Genomic DNA, 17,203 nt, shown 5'->3' with positions numbered 1-17,203 from the left:
GGTCGCGCTGAACAGCGCCGAGGCCTGCGTCGTCACGGCGCTGTGCCCCGGCGAATAGTTTGAGGCCGCAACCACCGGAGCCACATTCGGCGGCGGCGCGATCGTGAAGCTCTTCCAGGCACTCCACGCCACGCCGTCGAAGGCCTGGACCGACACGGCGTCGCTTACCGCTCCCGCCGTCCAGACCGTGTTCGCCAGATCAGCCGCCGTGATCTCGAAGGTCTCGCCCGCCGCCTTCTCGACGCCGTTCACCTTCCAGCGACCGCTCGAAGCGTCCGACGTGCCGTCCCACAGACGGTATTTCGTGATCGTGTCGCCATCCGCATCGGTCGCGCTGAACAGCGTCGAGGCCAGCACCGTCACGGCGCCGTGCGACGGCGTGTAATTCGAGGCTGCAACCACCGGCGCGCTCTCCGGTGCCGGGTTGATGACAAAGCTCTTCCACGCTCCCCATTCGAAACCATCGAACGCCCGAATGGAAACCGCGTCAGCCGTCGAACCAACCGTCCATCGCAGGTTGGCGAGATTGGCAGCAGTCACCTCGATGCTCTGCAGGGCTGGCTGAGCCGTGCCGGACAAGGTCCAGTACCCGCTCGTCGACGCCGTCGTGTCGTCCCACAACTGATACTTCGTGATGGTATCGCCATCGGCGTCGACTGCGCTGAAGAGCGCGCTCGACACCACCGACACGCTGCGATGTGTCGGGGTAAACGACGAGGCGTTCACCACCGCCGCCCGATTCAAGGTGATATCCAGCGTCGCCGTAGAGGAAGCAGCGGTCGCTCCGAAAACGGCTGCAACCGTGGAATCGGTCACAACATAGGTGAATACGTCGTGGAGATGCGACCCGGTTGCCCCTGCCGCGCCGGATGCCGTGTAGCTGTAGCTGCCATTCGCATTCAGGGTCAGCGTTCCGTATGTGCCGACGACCGCGGCCCCGACACCTGCGGTTGCTCCGTTGACGGAGCGAACGACCAACACGTCACCCACGGGGCGCGCATCATTCGTCAAGACGTTCCCCGACGCGATACCCGCGATCGTAGCGCCGGTGTCGGCGTTGGCGGCCAACCCGAGCGTGACCGCGCGATCCGCGAAGTCGAGCACCTGGATGTTCCGCAAGGTGTCGACGCCGTCAGGGGATCCACCACGCGTATCGGTGACGGTCCAGGAGCCGTCGATGTTCTGAACGATGGTGTAGTCGGAGACGTTGCCGGTGTACTTGGACTGGTTGACGCCACCTCCACCGTCGATGCTGTCGTTGCCGGCGTAGCCCTTGAAGATGTCGTTGGCCGTACCAGCCGTCAGCGTGTCGGCGAAGTGGCTGCCGAGCAGCCATTGCGCACTGGTCGAGCCGGCTGCATTGACGAAGCGCCCGCCATCGTTGCCGTCGAAGATCGCGGCTTTGACGACGTTCTCGACACCCGAAACGGTCTCCCGCCAGATCAGCTCGACCTGGTTCTGGCCGAGGCTGCGAAGACGGTCGAAGTTCGTGATCCCCGGCACGATCGTGTCGCTGATCAGGTTTCCAAACTGATCGAACAGCGAGAGATGGACCTGATTGTTGTCGGTGTACCCGACCACATTCAGCCCGTTCCCGAGCAGCTGATGCTGCAAGCGGCCGAGCGTCTGGCCCGCCGTCAGCATCGTCGTCACCGGCGTCCCGGTGGGAATGTTCAGCGAGTTGACGGTGAAGGTCTGGAGGACGTGGTTCCCGGTGCCGAGCTGTATCCCCTCGACGACGAACAGCCGTGAACCGTCGGACTGAACGAAGTCCGAGGAATTATAGATATCCGCGAGATTGCCAGGGTTGACCAAACCGACGACGGATCCGAGCGTGCCCGTCGTCGCATCAAAATTCTGGAACTTCAGCAGCGCCGCCGCGCCGCTGTTATCCTCGCTGATGAAGGTGAACAGGTTCCCGGATGCCGACATGGCGGCATAGCTGGAAGCCGACACCGTCGCGACCTTCTTCGGCGTGAAGGCGGCCGTCCCTGTCGCCGTATTGACGGTGGTATACCAGAAATCCTGGGTCGACGCCCCGGCAGCGCGCGTCGAATAGCCGATCACGACCGTTCCGTCGGCGGCCGAATTCCAGTCGGTGAACTGATAGTTGGCAATGCCGGAGACCAGCGTGGTCGGGCTTCCCACCAGCGTGACGCTGGGGCTGCCGGTGTCATAGGCGAGCTTGCCGGCCGTGAAACTCAGGGCCTGCAACTTGATGTCGAAGGTTCCGGCCGGGGCGCCGGCCGTCGGCGTCACCCAGAACGCCGTGCCCTCGGCAGGCGCACTCGACGAGGCCTGCCTGTAGAAAATGACGCCCTTGTCCAGCACTTCAGCGTTGTTGACCGTCTTGCCACTGGTGAAGTTCGCAATGACGACAGTCTTGTCGAGATCGCCGAATTTGTCCTGCCCGGCCACGACCAGCGTCTGGGGGTTCGGACCGCCTGACACATAGCCGGCGCTGGAGGCGTAGCTGTCGATGAGGACGACGTCGCCGTTCCAGCTCCCACGATGCGCACGCCCCCAAACCACGCCCGTGATGGGCGCGCCCGCGCCATCTAGGAAAACGGCGCCCAGCTTGGTCAACTCCGTCGCCTGCGCCGAGATCAGCTGCTTCTGGCCATCGGCGAAATCGACGAGCTCGATGCTCTGGAGCGTATCGACACCATCGGGAGACCCGCCCCGCGTATCGGTCACCGTCCACGAACCGTTCAGATTACGTGCGAGCGTATAATCCGCCTTGTTGCCGGTATACTTGGCCATGTCCTGGCCAAGCCCACCGTTGATCGTGTCGTTCCCGCCGTAGCCCTTGAAGATGTCGTTGGCCGTGCCGCCAGTCAGAGCATCGTCGAAATGGCTGCCGAGCTGCCAGACGGGCGTCATCGAACTCGACTGATCGACGACTCGGCCGCTCGTATTGACGTCATAGATGGCGCCCTTCACCGTATTCTCGTTGCCGGCGACGGTCTCCCGCCAGACCAGCTCGAACTGGTTCTGGCCGAGACCGCGAATCCGATCGAAATTGGTGATGCCGGGCACGACCGTATTATCGATCAGCGCCCCTGCCGCGTCGAAAACAGCCAAATGCACCTGGCCCGCATCGGTGTAGGCCACCACCAGCGAATCATTGGCCATCCGCTGGACGTTCTGGCGAACGCCGTTCGGCGATGCCAGCGCGATCGTCACCGGAGCAGCGGAGACATTGAAGGATGCATCGGCTTGATAGACGCCGAGAACATGCTGATTGCCGGCAATCAGGCCATCCAGGAGGATGTCGAAACTTCCGTCGGCCTGAGGTTGAAACGCCATACTGAACAGGCTGGTGAAGCTCGTCGCGATCATCGTCGCCGCCCCCAGCGCGCCTGTCGCGGGCGTGAAACTGCGCACCTCGATCGAAACGACGCCGCCGTTGATCACCTCTTTCGCGACGAAGAAACTCGTTCCGTTATCCGTCATCGCGATGGCGCCGCCAGCGCGCATGCCGGAAGCGACGAGCGCGCTGGGCCCAAGCGCCTGCCCCTGGCCATTGAACGCCTGGTAGTAGACGTCCTGCGTCGTCGCGCCGGCCGCACGTGTCGTATATCCGAGGACCAGAACCGGCCCGCTGGCGGGCGTGATCCAGTCATAGTCGAGGCTGCTGTAGTTCGCGATGCCCGACTTAAGCGTCACCTCGTTGCCGAGATTGTAGGTATCAGGGAACCCGGTATCGCGCGCAATCGCGCTGGGCTGGAACGAGAATGTCCTGAACTTGATGTCGAACGCCCCGGGGGACCCGGCAGTCGGCGTCACCCAGATCGCCCCACCATTGGCGAGCCCCTGAATCGGCGACGACAACAGCGCAACGGCCTTGTCGCTGATCTCTACGTTGTTGACACTCAGGCCTGTCGTATACGACGCGATCGGGACTTGATACTTTGAAACATCGCCAAACCTGTCCTCACCCTGAAGCACAAGATTAACGGCATTAGGGCCAGATGGATTATAGCCTCCCGACGCGCTATATTGATCAATATAAACTGGATCCCCATTCCAAACTGATCGCTGAGGACGAAACCACGTCAACCCAGATCCGGTGAAAACTTCACCAATGTCAACCAGCTTGGTTATAATGGACATGACCGGCCCCTTTTATATTATATACCTTAAACGCGCATCGCATAATCCGGCGCTCGCGTAAGCGTCAAGCACCACTCAACCTGCAGCAAACTGAGAAAATTCTCTCACCTCAAGCACAGATTCGGCATTCGGCAAGAGGCAAATTCATAAGCTTGAGCAGCCCCCGAGGCAGAATCTATATCAACAATAATCGCAATATCAATACTAAAAATAACGCTTAATTTACGTCAGTTTACGAACCCGAAGACATCTTTTAAATTGTTTATCCGGCTGATCTGAATCGTTGCGATCCCGCAAGGGCAGGCCTTCCGTTTCAAGCCACCTGCCGGTTTTGTGGCCGACAGCCTGCCTCTCAATCTTCGCAAACGCGTCATCACGGCCGCTTCGGGCAGAACATCCCGGCGCGGGACAACGGAACGGTTTGGCGCAAGCGTGTCGAGCGCGATCCTCTGGTGCGCTCGCAGCACATGGCAGGTAGCCCGGCAACTGCGCCGCGCAGATGGGAACACCCCTCGCCCCCGATCGAGGCGCAAAGCGAGCTGACCTTCGTGCTTGCGGATGCAAGGCTTCGCCGCCACAGCCCGCATGACCATCCTGCTCCCGACCTGATCGGCATGGGAGCGACTGCGAACGCTGCCGATGCCCAGCATGGCGGGCCCGGACACTGACTGGCCACGCCAGTCAGGCCAAAGGCGCTTAGGATAGCCAGAGCGCGAACCCTCCGGGTGCGGACGCGGCGCCGGCCGCCGCGCAATGCCTCTCGGCTGCCGCCGGACTCAGTACAGCCCTCCTGAGCCGGTGGTCAGCGCCGCGCGATCCTGCTGCTCCGCTGGCAGATCCTCGGAGAAGCGCGGAACGGCCGGATCGGCCGGTGCGGTGCCCGGCTTGAAGGCCTCGAGGATGCCGCCCTCGCTCGTGCGCAGACCGGAGAGGGGATCGACGCGGATCAGCTTGGTCCCGGGTGGTATCCGAAACGGGACGGCAGGCTTGTCGCGCAGGGCCGCGCTCATGAAATCGCGGAAGATCGGCGCTGCATAACGGCTACCCCAGGCCGACGCGCCGAGAGGGGCCGGATGATCATGACCGATATAGACCCCAACCGCGAGGTCCGGCGAGAAGCCTATGAACCAGAGGTCCTTCGCACCGTTTGTCGTGCCGGTCTTCCCGCCCAGGGGCTTGCCGACCGAGTGCACGACACGCGCCGTGCCGGCCCGCACCGTACCTTCGAGGATGGAGACCATCTGATAGGCCGTCAGCGGATCGATGACCTGCTCGCTGTGGTCCGTCAGCCGCGGCTCCGCCTGCTCCTGCCAACGCGCAGCCTCGCAGGCCGGACATGTGCGGCGATCATGCCGGAAGATGGTCTTCCCGTATCTGTCCTGAATCCGATCGATCAGCGTCGGGCGGATGCGCTTGCCACCGTTCACCAGCATGGCGTAGGCGGCCGTCATGCGCATCACGGTCGTCTCCACCGCCCCCAAAGCGCCGGAGAGCACGAAGGGCATGTCGTCGTAGACGCCGAAGCGCCGCGCATACTGGCCGACCAGGGGCATGCCGATGTCCTTCGCGAGGCGCACCGTCATGAAGTTCTTCGAGCGCTGGATGCCGTTGCGCAGCGTCTGCGGCCCGGAGCCGCCGGCTCGTCCGGCATTTTTTGGCCGCCAGACGCCGAGACCGCCCCCCTGATCGATCGAGACCGGCTCATCCAGGATGAGGCTCGTCGGCGTATAGCCATTGTCGAGCGCCGCCGCGTAGACGAAGGGCTTGAAAACCGATCCCGGCTGGCGAAGCGCCTGGGTGGCGCGATTGAACTCGGACTGATCGTGAGAGAATCCACCGACCATTGCGAGAACGCGGCCAGAAAAGGGCTCCATCGCCACGATCGCGCCGTTGATCTCGGGGATTTGCCGCAGGCGGACCCGGGCAGGGTCACTGGCGAGAGGCTCGACATAGACGACATCGCCGACCGAAAGCAGCTGCGAGACGCGCGCGCGCCGGGTCCAGCGGATGCCATCCCGGGCCAGGGTGACGATACGGCGCTCGGCGCGCAGGTTCCCGGCGGCATCGAGCAGAGGATGTAGCCCGATGCGGGCTGAATCGCCGGCAATTTTCAGTACGACGCCCAGTCGCCATGGCGCAACGTCACCGAGGACCTTGAGTGCGCCCAAGACCTCTCCCCAATCGCCTTCGCCCAGATCCAGCTTCCGCACCGGCCCGCGCCAGCCGCGCGGCTCGTCATAACGCACCAGCCCGTCCACGAGGGCTTTGCGCGCCATGAGCTGAAGCTCGGGGTCGACGGTGGCGCGGATCGAGAGCCCGCCTTCGACGACCTTCTTCTCGCCATAGCGATCCTGGACTTCGCGCCGGATCTCCTCGACGAAATAGCCGGCCGCGATATTGTTCGGCGAAACCGCGTAAGGGGTCACGCCGAGAGATTGTCGCTTGGCCTCCTCGCCAACCTCGCGCTCGACATACCCATTCTCCACCATGCGATCGATGACATAGTTGCGTCGCTCGATCGCGCGTTCGCGATTGCGGAAGGGGTGCAGGTCCGTCGGCGCCTTCGGCAGGGCTGCGAGATAGGCCGCCTCCCGCAATTCAAGTTCGTTCACGGACTTGTTGAAATAGTTCAGCGCCGCCGCCGCGATACCATAGCTTCCGCGCCCCGGCGTCGGCGCGCCCAGGTAGATCGAATTCAGGTAGAGCTCCAGGATCTTGTCCTTGGAATATGCCCCCTCGATCCGCAGGGCGACGAGCGTCTCGCGGATCTTGCGCTCGAGGCTGGCCTCCGTTCCGACCAGGAAGTTTTTGGCGACCTGCTGCGTGATCGTCGAGGCCCCCTGCGGCCTTCGCCCGGAGCCGGCATTACGCAGGTTCGAGAGCGCGGCCCGGGCCAGGCCTGCGAGGTCGACCCCGCCATGCCGGTAGAAATTCTTGTCCTCGGCCGAGATATAGGCCTCGATCACATTCTGGGGCACTGCGGAGATCGGCAGATAGAGCCGCCACTCGCGGGCGAACTCGCCGATGAGGCGGCCATCTCCGGCGTGGACACGCGAAGTCACCGGAGGCTCATAATCCTGCAATTTCCCGAAACCCGGCAGATCACTCGAATAACTCCAGACTACAATTCCAGCGGCCGCAGCTCCAGACAGCATAAAAACAGACAAGGCCGAGACAATCTCAGCCATCGAACGAAGAATAAAGCGCATGATGCGACTTTGATGACCATACAATATGGCATAAATTTAAGTATATTATATTTACTAAGTTTTATATTACGGCTTTTCGAATGCCTTCTCTCGAAATCGAAGCCAACAGCTACCCGAACATCAAACTCGCGGCCGGAGCGCGCTCACAGCCGCCTTTTACGGCCGGCCTGTTTTCACTGCGCCCGCAGTGCGGAGGGACGCGGTGCCGGACTGGGCGAGGACGAGGACGTCACCACCGACGCGCTGCGCGTGCGAATCTTCCAAGTCTTGGGAGCAGTGAGCGCACCCAGGAAACTCGCCTGCCCGGCATGCCCCATCGGGTAGAGTTTTCGCTGCCGCCGCTCATAGGCTGCCGCCTGCGGACCGCAGAGCCTGGTGCGCAGGTCCTCGGGCTTGGAGGCCTTCTGGTTCTGCAACGTGCGCAGGGCCGGGCGATTGCCTGCGTCCGGCTTTTCAAATCCGAACTGCAAGAGCTGGGCGATGCGCTCGCTGCGCTCCTTCTCCGTCGTCGCGCCCAGCACGACCGCGACCAGCCGTCGTTCGCCGCGGACCGCAAGGGAGACGAGATTTCGCCCTGATGCGCAGACGAAGCCAGTCTTCAGCCCGATCGCACCAGGAAAGCGCCTGATGACCTCATCGCTCGACTTCAGCAAGCGCCCATCGATGCTGACTTCGGAGCGGTCGAAGAAGCGCAGATATTCCGGGAAGCTCCGGTCGATCGCGACCCCGAGAAGAGCCAGGTCCCTCGCCGTGGTGACCTGCCTGCGGTCGAAGAGACCGTCCGGATTGACGAAATGCGTGCCGGTCATGCCCAGCCGCCGGGCGGCATCGTTCATCATCGCGACGAAATCGGCCTCGTTGCCGGCGAGCGTCTCGGCGATCGCAGCCGCTGCCTCGTTGGCCGACACCGCCAGCATCGCATAAAGCGCATCCTCGAGCGACATCACGCTGCCGGGCGCCAACCCCGACTGCACCGACTCTCGGGCGAGAGCCTGCCGGGAAAAGGCAATGTCGTGCTGGAGCGCGATGCGCCCGGCTCGCAACTGCTCGAAGGCGACGAAGGCCGTCATCAGCTTGGTGGTCGAGGCCGGATACCAAGCGCGCCCGGCATCCTTCGACCGAAGAACCTGGAGACTGCCGGCATCGACGAGGAGGGATGGCGTCGCTTGCGCGGAAGAGGCGGTCGCAATCAGAAGGCCGGCAACAGCATTGCGAACAGAAATTAGACGACGAAACAATTCAGTACCGAAATTCTCGATAGACGCCGCCTCCCGCAAGCGGAAAAGCAGCATATGGCGAAGATCAAGCTCGCGCGGCGCACCAGAAATCCGATTACTATCCCTGCGGCAGGGCCGTAACCTTCAAACTGCTTGATCGATTGTGACACTGAACGCCGAATTGCGGCCGCTTGATGAAGCAGCTCTCGCCACACAGAGACCCCGCCACATCTGTTGCTTTCGCGCAACAGCACGCCTTGCCGAAGCGAGCGGATTCGCGACGCCCTGTCGTCAGACGTCAGCCTTGATGCCGGCGGGCCTTGTACAACTCACCACCGCCCGACCATGCCGGGCGCGCGGACGAAACGGGCAGCGGGACCTGGTGGGCATCCCCCGCATAACGGGGGATGCCGTTCGATCAGCAGACCTTCTAGCCCTGCGGTGCCCAGCCGGAGATCGCCTTGGGCTCAAGGAACTCCTCGATACCCCAGACGCCGCCCTCGCGGGCGCGGCCCGACGCCTTGACGCCGCCGAAAGGCGCGCCCGGCCCGCGCGAATTGCCGTTCATCTCGACCATGCCTGACTTCAGGCGCGAGGCGACGCGGTTGCGCTTCTCGCCATCCGCCGACTGGACATAATTCGTCAGGCCGTAGGGCGTGTCGTTCGCGATCGCGATCGCTTGCTCCTCGCTGTCGAAGGGAATGATCGACAGCACTGGGCCGAAGATTTCTTCGCGCGCGATGGTCATCTGGTTGTTCACGTCGGCGAAGACCGTCGGGCGAACGAAATAGCCCTGGTTCTGCCCGTTGGGCCGTCCGACGCCGCCGGTAACCAGCCGCGCCCCCTCGTCGATGCCCTTCTGGATCAGGTCCTGGACCTTGCGGAACTGCGCTTCCGAAGCGAGCGGGCCGATATGCTTGCCGGGCTTGTGCGCGGTGTCGACCACGACCTGCTCGGCGACCGCCTTGGCCTCCTCGACGGCGCGGTCATAAATCGAGCGCTCGACCAGCATGCGGGTCGGGGCATTGCAGCTCTGCCCGGTGTTGTTGAAGCAGTGCAGCACGCCACGCTTCACAGTGCCCGGCTCGGCATCGGCGAAGACGATGTTGGCGCCCTTGCCGCCGAGTTCGAGCACGACGCGTTTGAGGCTTTCGGCCGCGACCTTGGAGATCGCGACGCCGGCCCTGGTCGAGCCGGTGAAGCTGATCATCTCGATGTCCGGATGCGACGACAGATGCGTGCCGACGCCGGCGCCGTCGCCATTGACGAGATTGAACACGCCCTTCGGGAAGCCGGCCTCGTCGATGTATTCGGCGAACAGCATCGAGGAGAGCGGCGCGATCTCGGACGGCTTGAGGACCATGGTGCAGCCGGCGAGCAGGGCCGGAACCACCTTGAGCGTCACCTGGTTCATCGGCCAGTTCCACGGCGTAATCAGGCCGACGACGCCGATCGCATCCATCTGGATGCGGTCATTGGGGGCGTGCGGACCGAGCGGGCGCAGGAACTGGAAATCTTTGAAAGCGTTGATGAAGTTGGTGATGTGATAGGCGCCGGCGCCGACCTGGCTTGCGAGAGCCATGTCGATGGGCGCGCCCATCTCCTGGCTGATCGTCTGCGCCATCTCCGGCGCACGGCGCTTGTAGATCTCGAGCAGGCGCTCGACCAGCTTCAGGCGCTCGGACGGCTCGGTCCGCGACCAGCTCTCGAAGGCGCGCTTGGCGGCCGCGACCGCCCGGTCGGCGTCGCTCGCATCGCCGATCGCGATGGCGGCATAGGCCTGGCCGGTCGAGGGGTCGACCACCTCCAGCTCGCGCTGCGCCGCAGGCGCCACCCAGGCGCCGTCAATGTAGAACTGCTTCTTCTCGAGCATGCGTATCCTCCGGGATTTCGACCGTTCTCGAACCCCAGACTAGCAGCTCGATCAGGAAATGGGCTTGCAGCGTGCGGCCCTGCTGCATGAGCCCGGCGCATTGCCGGAGCCCGCTGCACCCCTCGAGAGCCCGCTCCGATCAGCTTGCTCTGCAAGCCGATCGGCAAAACGGTCCCTATCTCTCTCTCATGTCTGGAGCCGGACCTAGGCGGAGCGCTGAACCGGCTCGGCCGGATCGAACTGGCTGGGCACCGGGTCGAGGCCGAGACGGTCGCGCAAGGTGCCGTCGCGATACTCGCTGCGGAACAGCCCGCGCTTGCGCAGCAAGGGCACGACCTCACCGGCGAAGATATCGAACTGCTGCGGCAGGATCGGCGGCATCACGTTGAAGCCGTCGGACGCGCCCGAGGTGAACCAGTCGGCGATGATGTCGGCGATCTGCTCCGGCGTCCCGGTCGCGGTGAAGTGCCCGCGCGCGCCGGCGAGGCTATGCAGCAGGCCGCGCAGGGTCGGCCGGTCGCGCGCGACCAGCGCAGTGATCGACTGCGCCCGGCTGCGCGAGGCCTGGACCTGAGACGGGTCCGGAAAATCCTCGACCGAGAGCACCTGATCGAGCTTCAGATGCGAGAAATCGTGCCCGCCGAAGCGGTTGGACAGGCGCGCCAGTCCGACGCTGGGATGCGAGAGCTCGTTCAGCTCTTCCCAGACGCGCTTCGCCTCGGCTTCGGTCGAGCCAATCGCGGCGCTGATGCCGGGCAGGATGACGATCTGATCAGCGCGGCGCCCGAGCGCGCGCCCTTGCGTCTTGATGTCGTTGTAGAAGGTGGTCGCGCTCTCCTTGCTGAGATGGGCGGTGAAGATCGCCTCCGCATAGCGGGCGGCGAAGGCGCGCCCATCGGTGGAGGAGCCGGCCTGGACGAAGACCGGCCGACCCTGCGGCGAGCGCGGAATGTTGAGCGCACCGGCCACCTTGAAGAATGCGCCGCTGTGCGCTGCCGGCCTGATGCCCTGTGAGCGCGCATAGGAGCCGCTCGCCCGATCGTCGAGGATAGCGTCGCGGGCCCAGCTGTCCCAAAGCTTCGAGACGACCTCGACGAACTCGTTGGCGCGGGCATAGCGCTGGTCGATGCCGGCCTGCTGCTCAAGGCCGAAATTGGCGGCGGCGGATGGCGCCCAGGAGGTCACGATGTTCCAGCCGATCCGCCCGCCGCTGAGATGGTCGAGCGAAGCGAACTGCCGGGCGAGATTGTAGGGCTCGCTATAGGTTGTCGATGCCGTGGCGATCAGGCCGATGCGCTCGGTCAGCGCCGCGAGCGAACCGAGCAGCGTCAACGGCTCGAGCTCGCCGCGCGTCGCATGCTCGATATCCTCGCCGAGGGTCACATGGTCGGCGAAGAAGATCGAATCGAGCTTGGCCGCTTCGGCTGCGAGCGCAAGGTCGCGGTAATAGCTGACATCCGTCAGCGCCCGGTAGGTCGAGGCATCGTGCCGCCAGGCGGCTTCGTGATGGCCACGGCCGTTGATGAAGAGGTTCAGATGCAGTTCGCGCGTCATGGGCAAAATCTCCTGAGATGAGGATCAGACGGCGTCGACGACGCCGAGCGCGGCGAGAAGATCGGCACGCAACGCATCGACGCGGCCGTCCCTGGGGCGCGGATGCGGCAGTCCGACCTGCCGGTCGAGGACGATGCGGCCGTCCTCCATCACGAGCACCCGGTCGGCCAGCTTGATCGCCTCGTCGACGTCATGGGTGACGAGCAGGACCATGGGTCCGTGCTGGCCGATCAGCCGGAAGACCAGCTCGTGCATGCGGATGCGGGTCAGTGCATCGAGCGCGCCGAAGGGTTCGTCGGCGAGCAGCAGCCGGGGCTGCCTGACCAGCGAGCGCGCCAGGGCGACGCGCTGCTGCTCGCCGCCGGACAGCGCGTTCGGCCAGGCATCCTCGCGCCCCGAGAGGCCGACATCGGCGAGCGCGGCGCGCCCGCGCCGATCCGCATCCGGCAGCCGCAGGCCGAAGACCGCATTCTGCAGTACGGTCTTCCAGGGCAGCAGGCGGGAGTCCTGGAAGAGCACCGAGCGATCGGCCGGCACCTCGATCGTGCCTTCGCCTTCGACGCCGTCATCGAGGCCGGCGAGCGCCCGCAGCAGCGTGCTCTTGCCCGAGCCGCTCTTGCCGATCAGCGCGACGAACTCGCCGGGCGCAAAATCGAGCGACACCTCGCCCAGCACGGTGCGGCCGGAGAAGCGCCGCGAGACGCCGCGTAGCCTAACCGCTGCATCCGCACCCGTGCTTTGCCGGAAGGGGTGGATCGCCGCGGTCATGACGCCAGCGCCTTGCGATAGGACAGGGTGCGCCGCTCCCAGGACCGGACCGCGAAGTCGGAGGCGAGGCCGAGGATCGCGTAGATCGCCAGCCCGACGACGATGATGTCGGTCTGGCCATAGTCGCGGGCGCGGTTCATCAGATAGCCGATGCCCTCGCTGGTGTTGATCTGCTCGAGCACGACGAGCGCGGTCCAGCAGGTCGTCACCGCGAGGCGCAAACCGGTAAAGAAGCCCGGCAGCGCGCCGGGCAGCGCCACCTCGCGCAAGAAGTCGGCGCGGCTCAGGCCGACGCTGCGGGCGAGCTCGACATGGCGGATGTCGATGCCGCGCAGCGCGGCATGGGTGTTGATGTAGACCGGCACCAGCACGCTGGTCGCGATCAGCGCGATCTTCATGGCTTCGCCGATGCCGAGCCAGAGAATGGCGAGCGGGATCAGCGCCAGGGTCGGGATGGCGCGCTTGATCTGCACGAGGCCGTCGATCGAGGCCTCGCCGATGCGGGAGAGCCCAGCGGCGAGCGCCAAGGCGAGACCGAGCGCAACCCCGATGCCGAGCCCGAGATAGGCGCGGAACGCCGAGGCAAGGAAGTGATCGGCGAGCGTGCCGCCCACCAGCAGCTCGTAACCGGTGACGATGGCGGTCGAAGGGGCCGCGAGAAATCTCGGCGAAAGCCAGCCGACAGCTGACGCCAGCTCCCATATCGCGACCAGCGCGAGCGGGCCGAAGAGGATGGCGCCCGGCGGCAGTTTTCCCGGAGCGAGGCGCGGCGGCCGAGCGGCAGCCCTGGCAGGGGCTTCCCTTGCCCGGCTGCCGATCAGGGCCTGAGCATCGAGTGCATGGTCGAAGAGCGTCATGCGAAATCTCCCGAGCGCGCTCAGTTGGTCTTGCTGGCGATGACGTCGTCGAAGCGCAGATCGAATTCCTGGCGGGCATCGAGGCGCTTCGGCAGGTCGCCGGCCTCGTGGATCACGTCGATCAGCGATTGCTGCTTGGCGATCAGGCTGGCGAGGAGAGGAAACTCGAAGGCGCCCTCGGACTCGACGATCTTGCGGCCGTCGGCATGCTTCAGGTTCTGGCGCTTGACGTAATAGGCATCGACCCAGGCATCGACATTGCGGTGCGACCAGCGGTTGGCGTCGATCCAGGCGGCGACGAATTCGCGGATCGCCCCGGCCTTCGCCGGGTCGTCCAACGCCTTCTTGCTGGCGTAGAGATAGGTCAGGCTCTTCGGCAGCCGGTCGTTCTGCTCCTTCGGGAGCGCGCTCGCGCCGCGATCGGCGAAGTCGGCGAGATAGCGGGAGAAATGCGGCTCGTTCAGCGCCGCGACGTCGACCTGGCCGGTCCGTACGGCGTCCGGAAAGTCGGCGGCCCTGAGCGGCACGAGCTTGACGTCCCTGCGGGTCAGCCCGGCGAGTTTCAGTGCGTTCAGCACGAAGGGCTGGCGCCCGGTGCCCTCGCCATAGGCGATGCTGCGGCCCTTCAGCTCCTCTAGGCTGCTCAGCTTGAGCCCCGGCCGCAAGGCGAGAAAGTAATCGGTCTCGGAAGAGACGCGCGCCGCGACGATCGGGATCTGCTCGCCAGCGGCATGCGCCTGGATCGGCGGCGTGTTGCCGACAGTGGCAAGATCGAGCGCGCCGGCGCGGAAGGCTTCCAGAATGGCCGGGCCGCCGAGGAAGTTGGCGTAGCTGACAGCGCTCGACAGTTTCGCCTGGGCACCGGATGCCTGCATCAGCGTCTGCAGCGCCTCGTTCTGGTCGGCGACGACGAGTTTCGTGCCCGTCGGCACCTGCGTCGGCAGAGTGCTTTGCGCGCGGACGAAACCGAAAGAAGAGACAAGCAGCGGCAGAACAAGAAGGACCTTCAACGATGCACGCCGGTCGGGTCTGAAGAAACTCGGGAAATCGCTCGTATGGGTCATCGCTCGCACCTTTCGCGAATTCTGGGCATTGGCCGTGGCAACGCGCCGATCTCGCTAAATTCTGGAAAAGGAACGTTCTTCAAGTCAAACGAATGTTCTTTTTAATTAACACAACAAGGCCGAAGAACGTTTTCGCCCACTCCGGGGAAGCGAGAAAAAAGGGCTCGTTTGCCGCATTCTGCCCAAAAAGCCGCTCGCCCGGTCGGCCTGGCGTCGCTCGCAGCAACCCATCCTGCGTGTTCGGCAGCGGCTCCCCGCCCATGCGAGCCGGCACCGCAAAGGCGCGACGGAATTCTGCCACCGGCACGGTGCTCAGGAGGCGTTTCTGCCTCCCAGGCGCCAAATCTTTGAAATCCTCTTTCATTGACCGGACGGCATTGGCCGGAAAGAATGACAGTATCGAGCGATAATCGTTTCGCTTGATCGCGGAATTTGCTGGAGCAGCTTGCACCGCGTCATCAACGCTAAAAGCACCACGAGAGAATCGTGGGCTCCGAATGACGGAGTCACGCTTATGATACGATCTCTTATTCTTATTGAAACGCCGCCAATCGGCGCAACCCGATGTCGCTGAGCACCGTCTCGCGCAACTGACGCATCGGATACTTCACGCCAATTTCAGAACTCTGCAACGCCGGCTTTCCGGCGAAGGAGGCAGCATGTCCCAGACTGTTCTCATCGAGGTTCGCGGTCGGGCCGCCGGACTCGTCGTCGGCTCCGGCTCCGATTTTCGCTTCTTCTCTTCGCGTCCGACTTTCGATGCCCTCGACGGGCGTCATTTCGGCTCGATCGCCGAGGCCTATCGCGCCGCCATCGGGCAGAGCGCCACGCGCCGCCGCCCCGCCGCCCGCCTTACCGCCTGATCCCACGAGGTTGTCGATGACGATCGTACCGCTTGTCACCAAGGCGTCCTCGGCCGAGCCGGCCCCGGCGCTGCGCAGCCGAGGCGGCGCCCGCGTCGCCAGGATCACGGCAGGACCGGCTGTGGCGCGCGAGGATATCGCGGCGTTTCGCGCGGCGCTGCGCCATCTCGCCGGGGGCGTCAGCGTCATCACCACGGGCCGCGGCGAGGACCGGACCGGCCTCACCGCGACCTCGGTATCCTCGCTCTCCGCCGAGCCGCCGACGCTGATGTTCGGCCTGAACCTGACCTCGTCGAGCTTCCCGGTGCTGGCGCGGCATCGCAGCTTCGCGGTCAACTTCCTCAACGCCGCGCAAAAGCAGATCGCCGACCGTTTCGCCGGTCGCGGCGGCGAGAAAGGCGCGGCGCGCTATGCCGGCGCGAGCTGGTCGACGGGACCAACCGGCGCTCCGCTGCTCGATGGCGCGCTCGCGGCGCTCGACTGCGAAGTCGAGGAGCTGATCGAGCGGCACTCACACGCCATCGTCATCGGCCGTGTCCGCGAGATCAGGCTCGGCGGCGAGGACGCCGCGCTCCTGTACTGGCGCGGCGACTATGAGCGCCTCGGCTGGATGGCCGAGGAGGCCAGCACGGCTCTCGGCCTGCGCAGCCTCTGAGGGGTTGGGACCATCATGAGCTATGCCCTCAGCCTGCTCGACAAGAGCCCGATCCTCGACGGCGAGACCGCCGGCGACGCCCTGCAGCGCACGATCGCGCTGGCGCAGGCCGCCGAACGCCTCGGCTATCGCCGCTTCTGGCTCGCCGAGCATCACGGCTTTCCCGGCCTCGCCAGTTCGGCGCCCGAAATCCTGGTCGCGCATCTGATCGCCCGCACCAGGCGCATCCGGGTCGGCTCCGGCGGCGTGCTGCTGCAGCATTACAGCCCCTACAAGGTCGCCGAGACCTTCAACCTGCTCGCCACGCTCGCACCGGGCCGCGTCGATCTCGGCATCGGCAAGGCTCCGGGCGGCCTGCCTCTCTCGACCAAGGCCTTGCGCGTCCAGCACGCCCCGGAGCACGCATACGCCTTCGAGGCGTTGCTGGCAGAGCTCGACAGCTTTCTCTCGGGCTCGCGTGACGCGGACGATCCGCTCGCCGGTGCGCAAGCGCTGCCGAAGCCGCCGGCGCCGGCCGAGCGCTTCCTGCTCGGCGCCAGCCCCGACAGTGCCAGGCTCGCCGTCGAGCGCGGCTGGAGCTTCGTCTTCGCCGGTCAGCTCAACGGCGATCCGAAGGCGATCGAGGCCAGCTTCGAGGCGCATGCGAAGGCCGGCGCCCAGGCGCCGCCGCTCCTGGCGCTCGCCGCGCTCGCCGCCGCCTCCGCCGAGGAGGCGCGGGCCCTGACCGAGCCGCTGCGCGTGATCAGGCTGACCTTGGACAATGGCCAGAGCGTCAACCTCGGCAGCGAGGAACAGGCCGTCGAATTCGCCCGGCAGGCGGGAGCGGCTTCCTACAGCACGGAAGTACGCCGCCCCAGCATCCTGGCGGGTAGCGCGGACGAGGTCCGCCGCGAGCTCGATGCGCTCTCCGCGCGCTTCGGCATCGCCGAATTCGTCATCGACACGCCCGCCGCCGCGACGGCCCAGCGCCTCGCCTCGATCACGCTGCTCGCAGGCGACGCGCCGGCGCTCGCCGCCTGAGCCGACA

The 17,203-nt window shown here is 65.0% G+C and carries 12 protein-coding genes; 3 read left to right on the top strand and 9 right to left on the bottom strand.

Going from position 1 to position 17,203, the window contains the following annotated elements:
• The 9 genes from DK26_RS19170 to DK26_RS19130 all read right to left on the bottom strand — a co-directional run.
• Positions 1-3,951 (bottom strand): VCBS domain-containing protein (locus DK26_RS19170; protein ID WP_198162372.1); only part of this gene is annotated, 3,951 nt, incomplete at its 3' end.
• A gap of 941 nt (positions 3,952-4,892) precedes the next feature.
• Positions 4,893-7,325, bottom strand: coding sequence for a penicillin-binding protein 1A (locus tag DK26_RS19165; protein ID WP_066475821.1), 2,433 nt, complete (start codon positions 7,323-7,325; stop codon positions 4,893-4,895).
• A 173-nt stretch (positions 7,326-7,498) separates the two neighbouring features.
• Positions 7,499-8,617 carry a D-alanyl-D-alanine carboxypeptidase family protein gene (locus DK26_RS19160; RefSeq protein WP_066475819.1) on the bottom strand — a complete coding sequence of 373 codons (1,119 nt, stop codon included), beginning with the start codon at positions 8,615-8,617 and terminating at the stop codon, positions 7,499-7,501.
• Positions 8,618-8,972: 355 nt separating this feature from the next.
• The gene (locus DK26_RS19155; RefSeq protein ID WP_066475817.1) at positions 8,973-10,415 is read right to left on the bottom strand and encodes an aldehyde dehydrogenase family protein; all 1,443 of its coding nucleotides are present in this window, start codon (positions 10,413-10,415) and stop codon (positions 8,973-8,975) included.
• 204 nt (positions 10,416-10,619) lie between these two features.
• Positions 10,620-11,969: an LLM class flavin-dependent oxidoreductase gene (locus tag DK26_RS19150; RefSeq protein ID WP_066475816.1), complete on the bottom strand. Its 1,350-nt coding sequence runs from the start codon at positions 11,967-11,969 to the stop codon at positions 10,620-10,622.
• Positions 11,970-11,993: 24 nt separating this feature from the next.
• On the bottom strand, positions 11,994-12,737 hold the full coding sequence (locus DK26_RS19145; RefSeq protein ID WP_066475815.1) for an ABC transporter ATP-binding protein: 744 nt from the start codon (positions 12,735-12,737) through the stop codon (positions 11,994-11,996).
• Positions 12,734-13,594 carry an ABC transporter permease gene (locus DK26_RS19140; RefSeq protein ID WP_066475814.1) on the bottom strand — a complete coding sequence of 287 codons (861 nt, stop codon included), beginning with the start codon at positions 13,592-13,594 and terminating at the stop codon, positions 12,734-12,736. Before DK26_RS19140 ends, DK26_RS19145 begins: the two co-directional genes overlap by 4 nt.
• Before the next feature lie 20 nt (positions 13,595-13,614).
• On the bottom strand, positions 13,615-14,526 hold the full coding sequence (locus tag DK26_RS19135) for an ABC transporter substrate-binding protein (protein ID WP_248310030.1): 912 nt from the start codon (positions 14,524-14,526) through the stop codon (positions 13,615-13,617).
• A gap of 211 nt (positions 14,527-14,737) precedes the next feature.
• Positions 14,738-15,109 carry a hypothetical protein gene (locus DK26_RS19130; RefSeq protein WP_157089727.1) on the bottom strand — a complete coding sequence of 124 codons (372 nt, stop codon included), beginning with the start codon at positions 15,107-15,109 and terminating at the stop codon, positions 14,738-14,740.
• Positions 15,110-15,317: 208 nt separating this feature from the next.
• Between DK26_RS19130 and DK26_RS19125 the strand changes: the two genes are divergently transcribed.
• The 3 genes from DK26_RS19125 to DK26_RS19115 are packed head-to-tail and all read left to right on the top strand — an operon-like array spanning position 15,318 to position 17,196.
• A complete protein-coding gene (locus DK26_RS19125) occupies positions 15,318-15,521 on the top strand; it encodes a hypothetical protein (protein WP_066475810.1) in 204 nt (67 codons plus the stop codon).
• Positions 15,522-15,537: 16 nt separating this feature from the next.
• A complete protein-coding gene (locus DK26_RS19120; protein ID WP_083533366.1) occupies positions 15,538-16,176 on the top strand; it encodes a flavin reductase family protein in 639 nt (212 codons plus the stop codon).
• 15 nt (positions 16,177-16,191) lie between these two features.
• Complete coding sequence (locus tag DK26_RS19115) at positions 16,192-17,196, top strand: MsnO8 family LLM class oxidoreductase (RefSeq protein WP_066475805.1); 1,005 nt, start codon at positions 16,192-16,194, stop codon at positions 17,194-17,196.
• Positions 17,197-17,203: the final 7 nt, after the last annotated feature.

This window comes from Allobosea sp. WAO (assembly GCF_001509835.1).
Classification (GTDB): Bacteria; Pseudomonadota; Alphaproteobacteria; order Rhizobiales; family Beijerinckiaceae; genus Allobosea.
The sequence above is the reverse complement of the archived record's forward strand: the minus strand, read 5'-3'. Positions and strand labels throughout refer to the sequence as shown.

Coding starts and splice junctions, on each gene's coding strand:
- DK26_RS19125 (WP_066475810.1), top strand. CDS start 15,318: ATGTCCCAGACTGTTCTCATCGAGGTTCGCGGTCGGGCCGCCGGACTC.
- DK26_RS19115 (WP_066475805.1), top strand. CDS start 16,192: ATGAGCTATGCCCTCAGCCTGCTCGACAAGAGCCCGATCCTCGACGGC.
- DK26_RS19140 (WP_066475814.1), bottom strand. CDS start 13,594: ATGACGCTCTTCGACCATGCACTCGATGCTCAGGCCCTGATCGGCAGC.
- DK26_RS19155 (WP_066475817.1), bottom strand. CDS start 10,415: ATGCTCGAGAAGAAGCAGTTCTACATTGACGGCGCCTGGGTGGCGCCT.
- DK26_RS19150 (WP_066475816.1), bottom strand. CDS start 11,969: ATGACGCGCGAACTGCATCTGAACCTCTTCATCAACGGCCGTGGCCAT.
- DK26_RS19165 (WP_066475821.1), bottom strand. CDS start 7,325: ATGCGCTTTATTCTTCGTTCGATGGCTGAGATTGTCTCGGCCTTGTCT.
- DK26_RS19120 (WP_083533366.1), top strand. CDS start 15,538: ATGACGATCGTACCGCTTGTCACCAAGGCGTCCTCGGCCGAGCCGGCC.
- DK26_RS19145 (WP_066475815.1), bottom strand. CDS start 12,737: ATGACCGCGGCGATCCACCCCTTCCGGCAAAGCACGGGTGCGGATGCA.
- DK26_RS19160 (WP_066475819.1), bottom strand. CDS start 8,617: ATGCTGCTTTTCCGCTTGCGGGAGGCGGCGTCTATCGAGAATTTCGGT.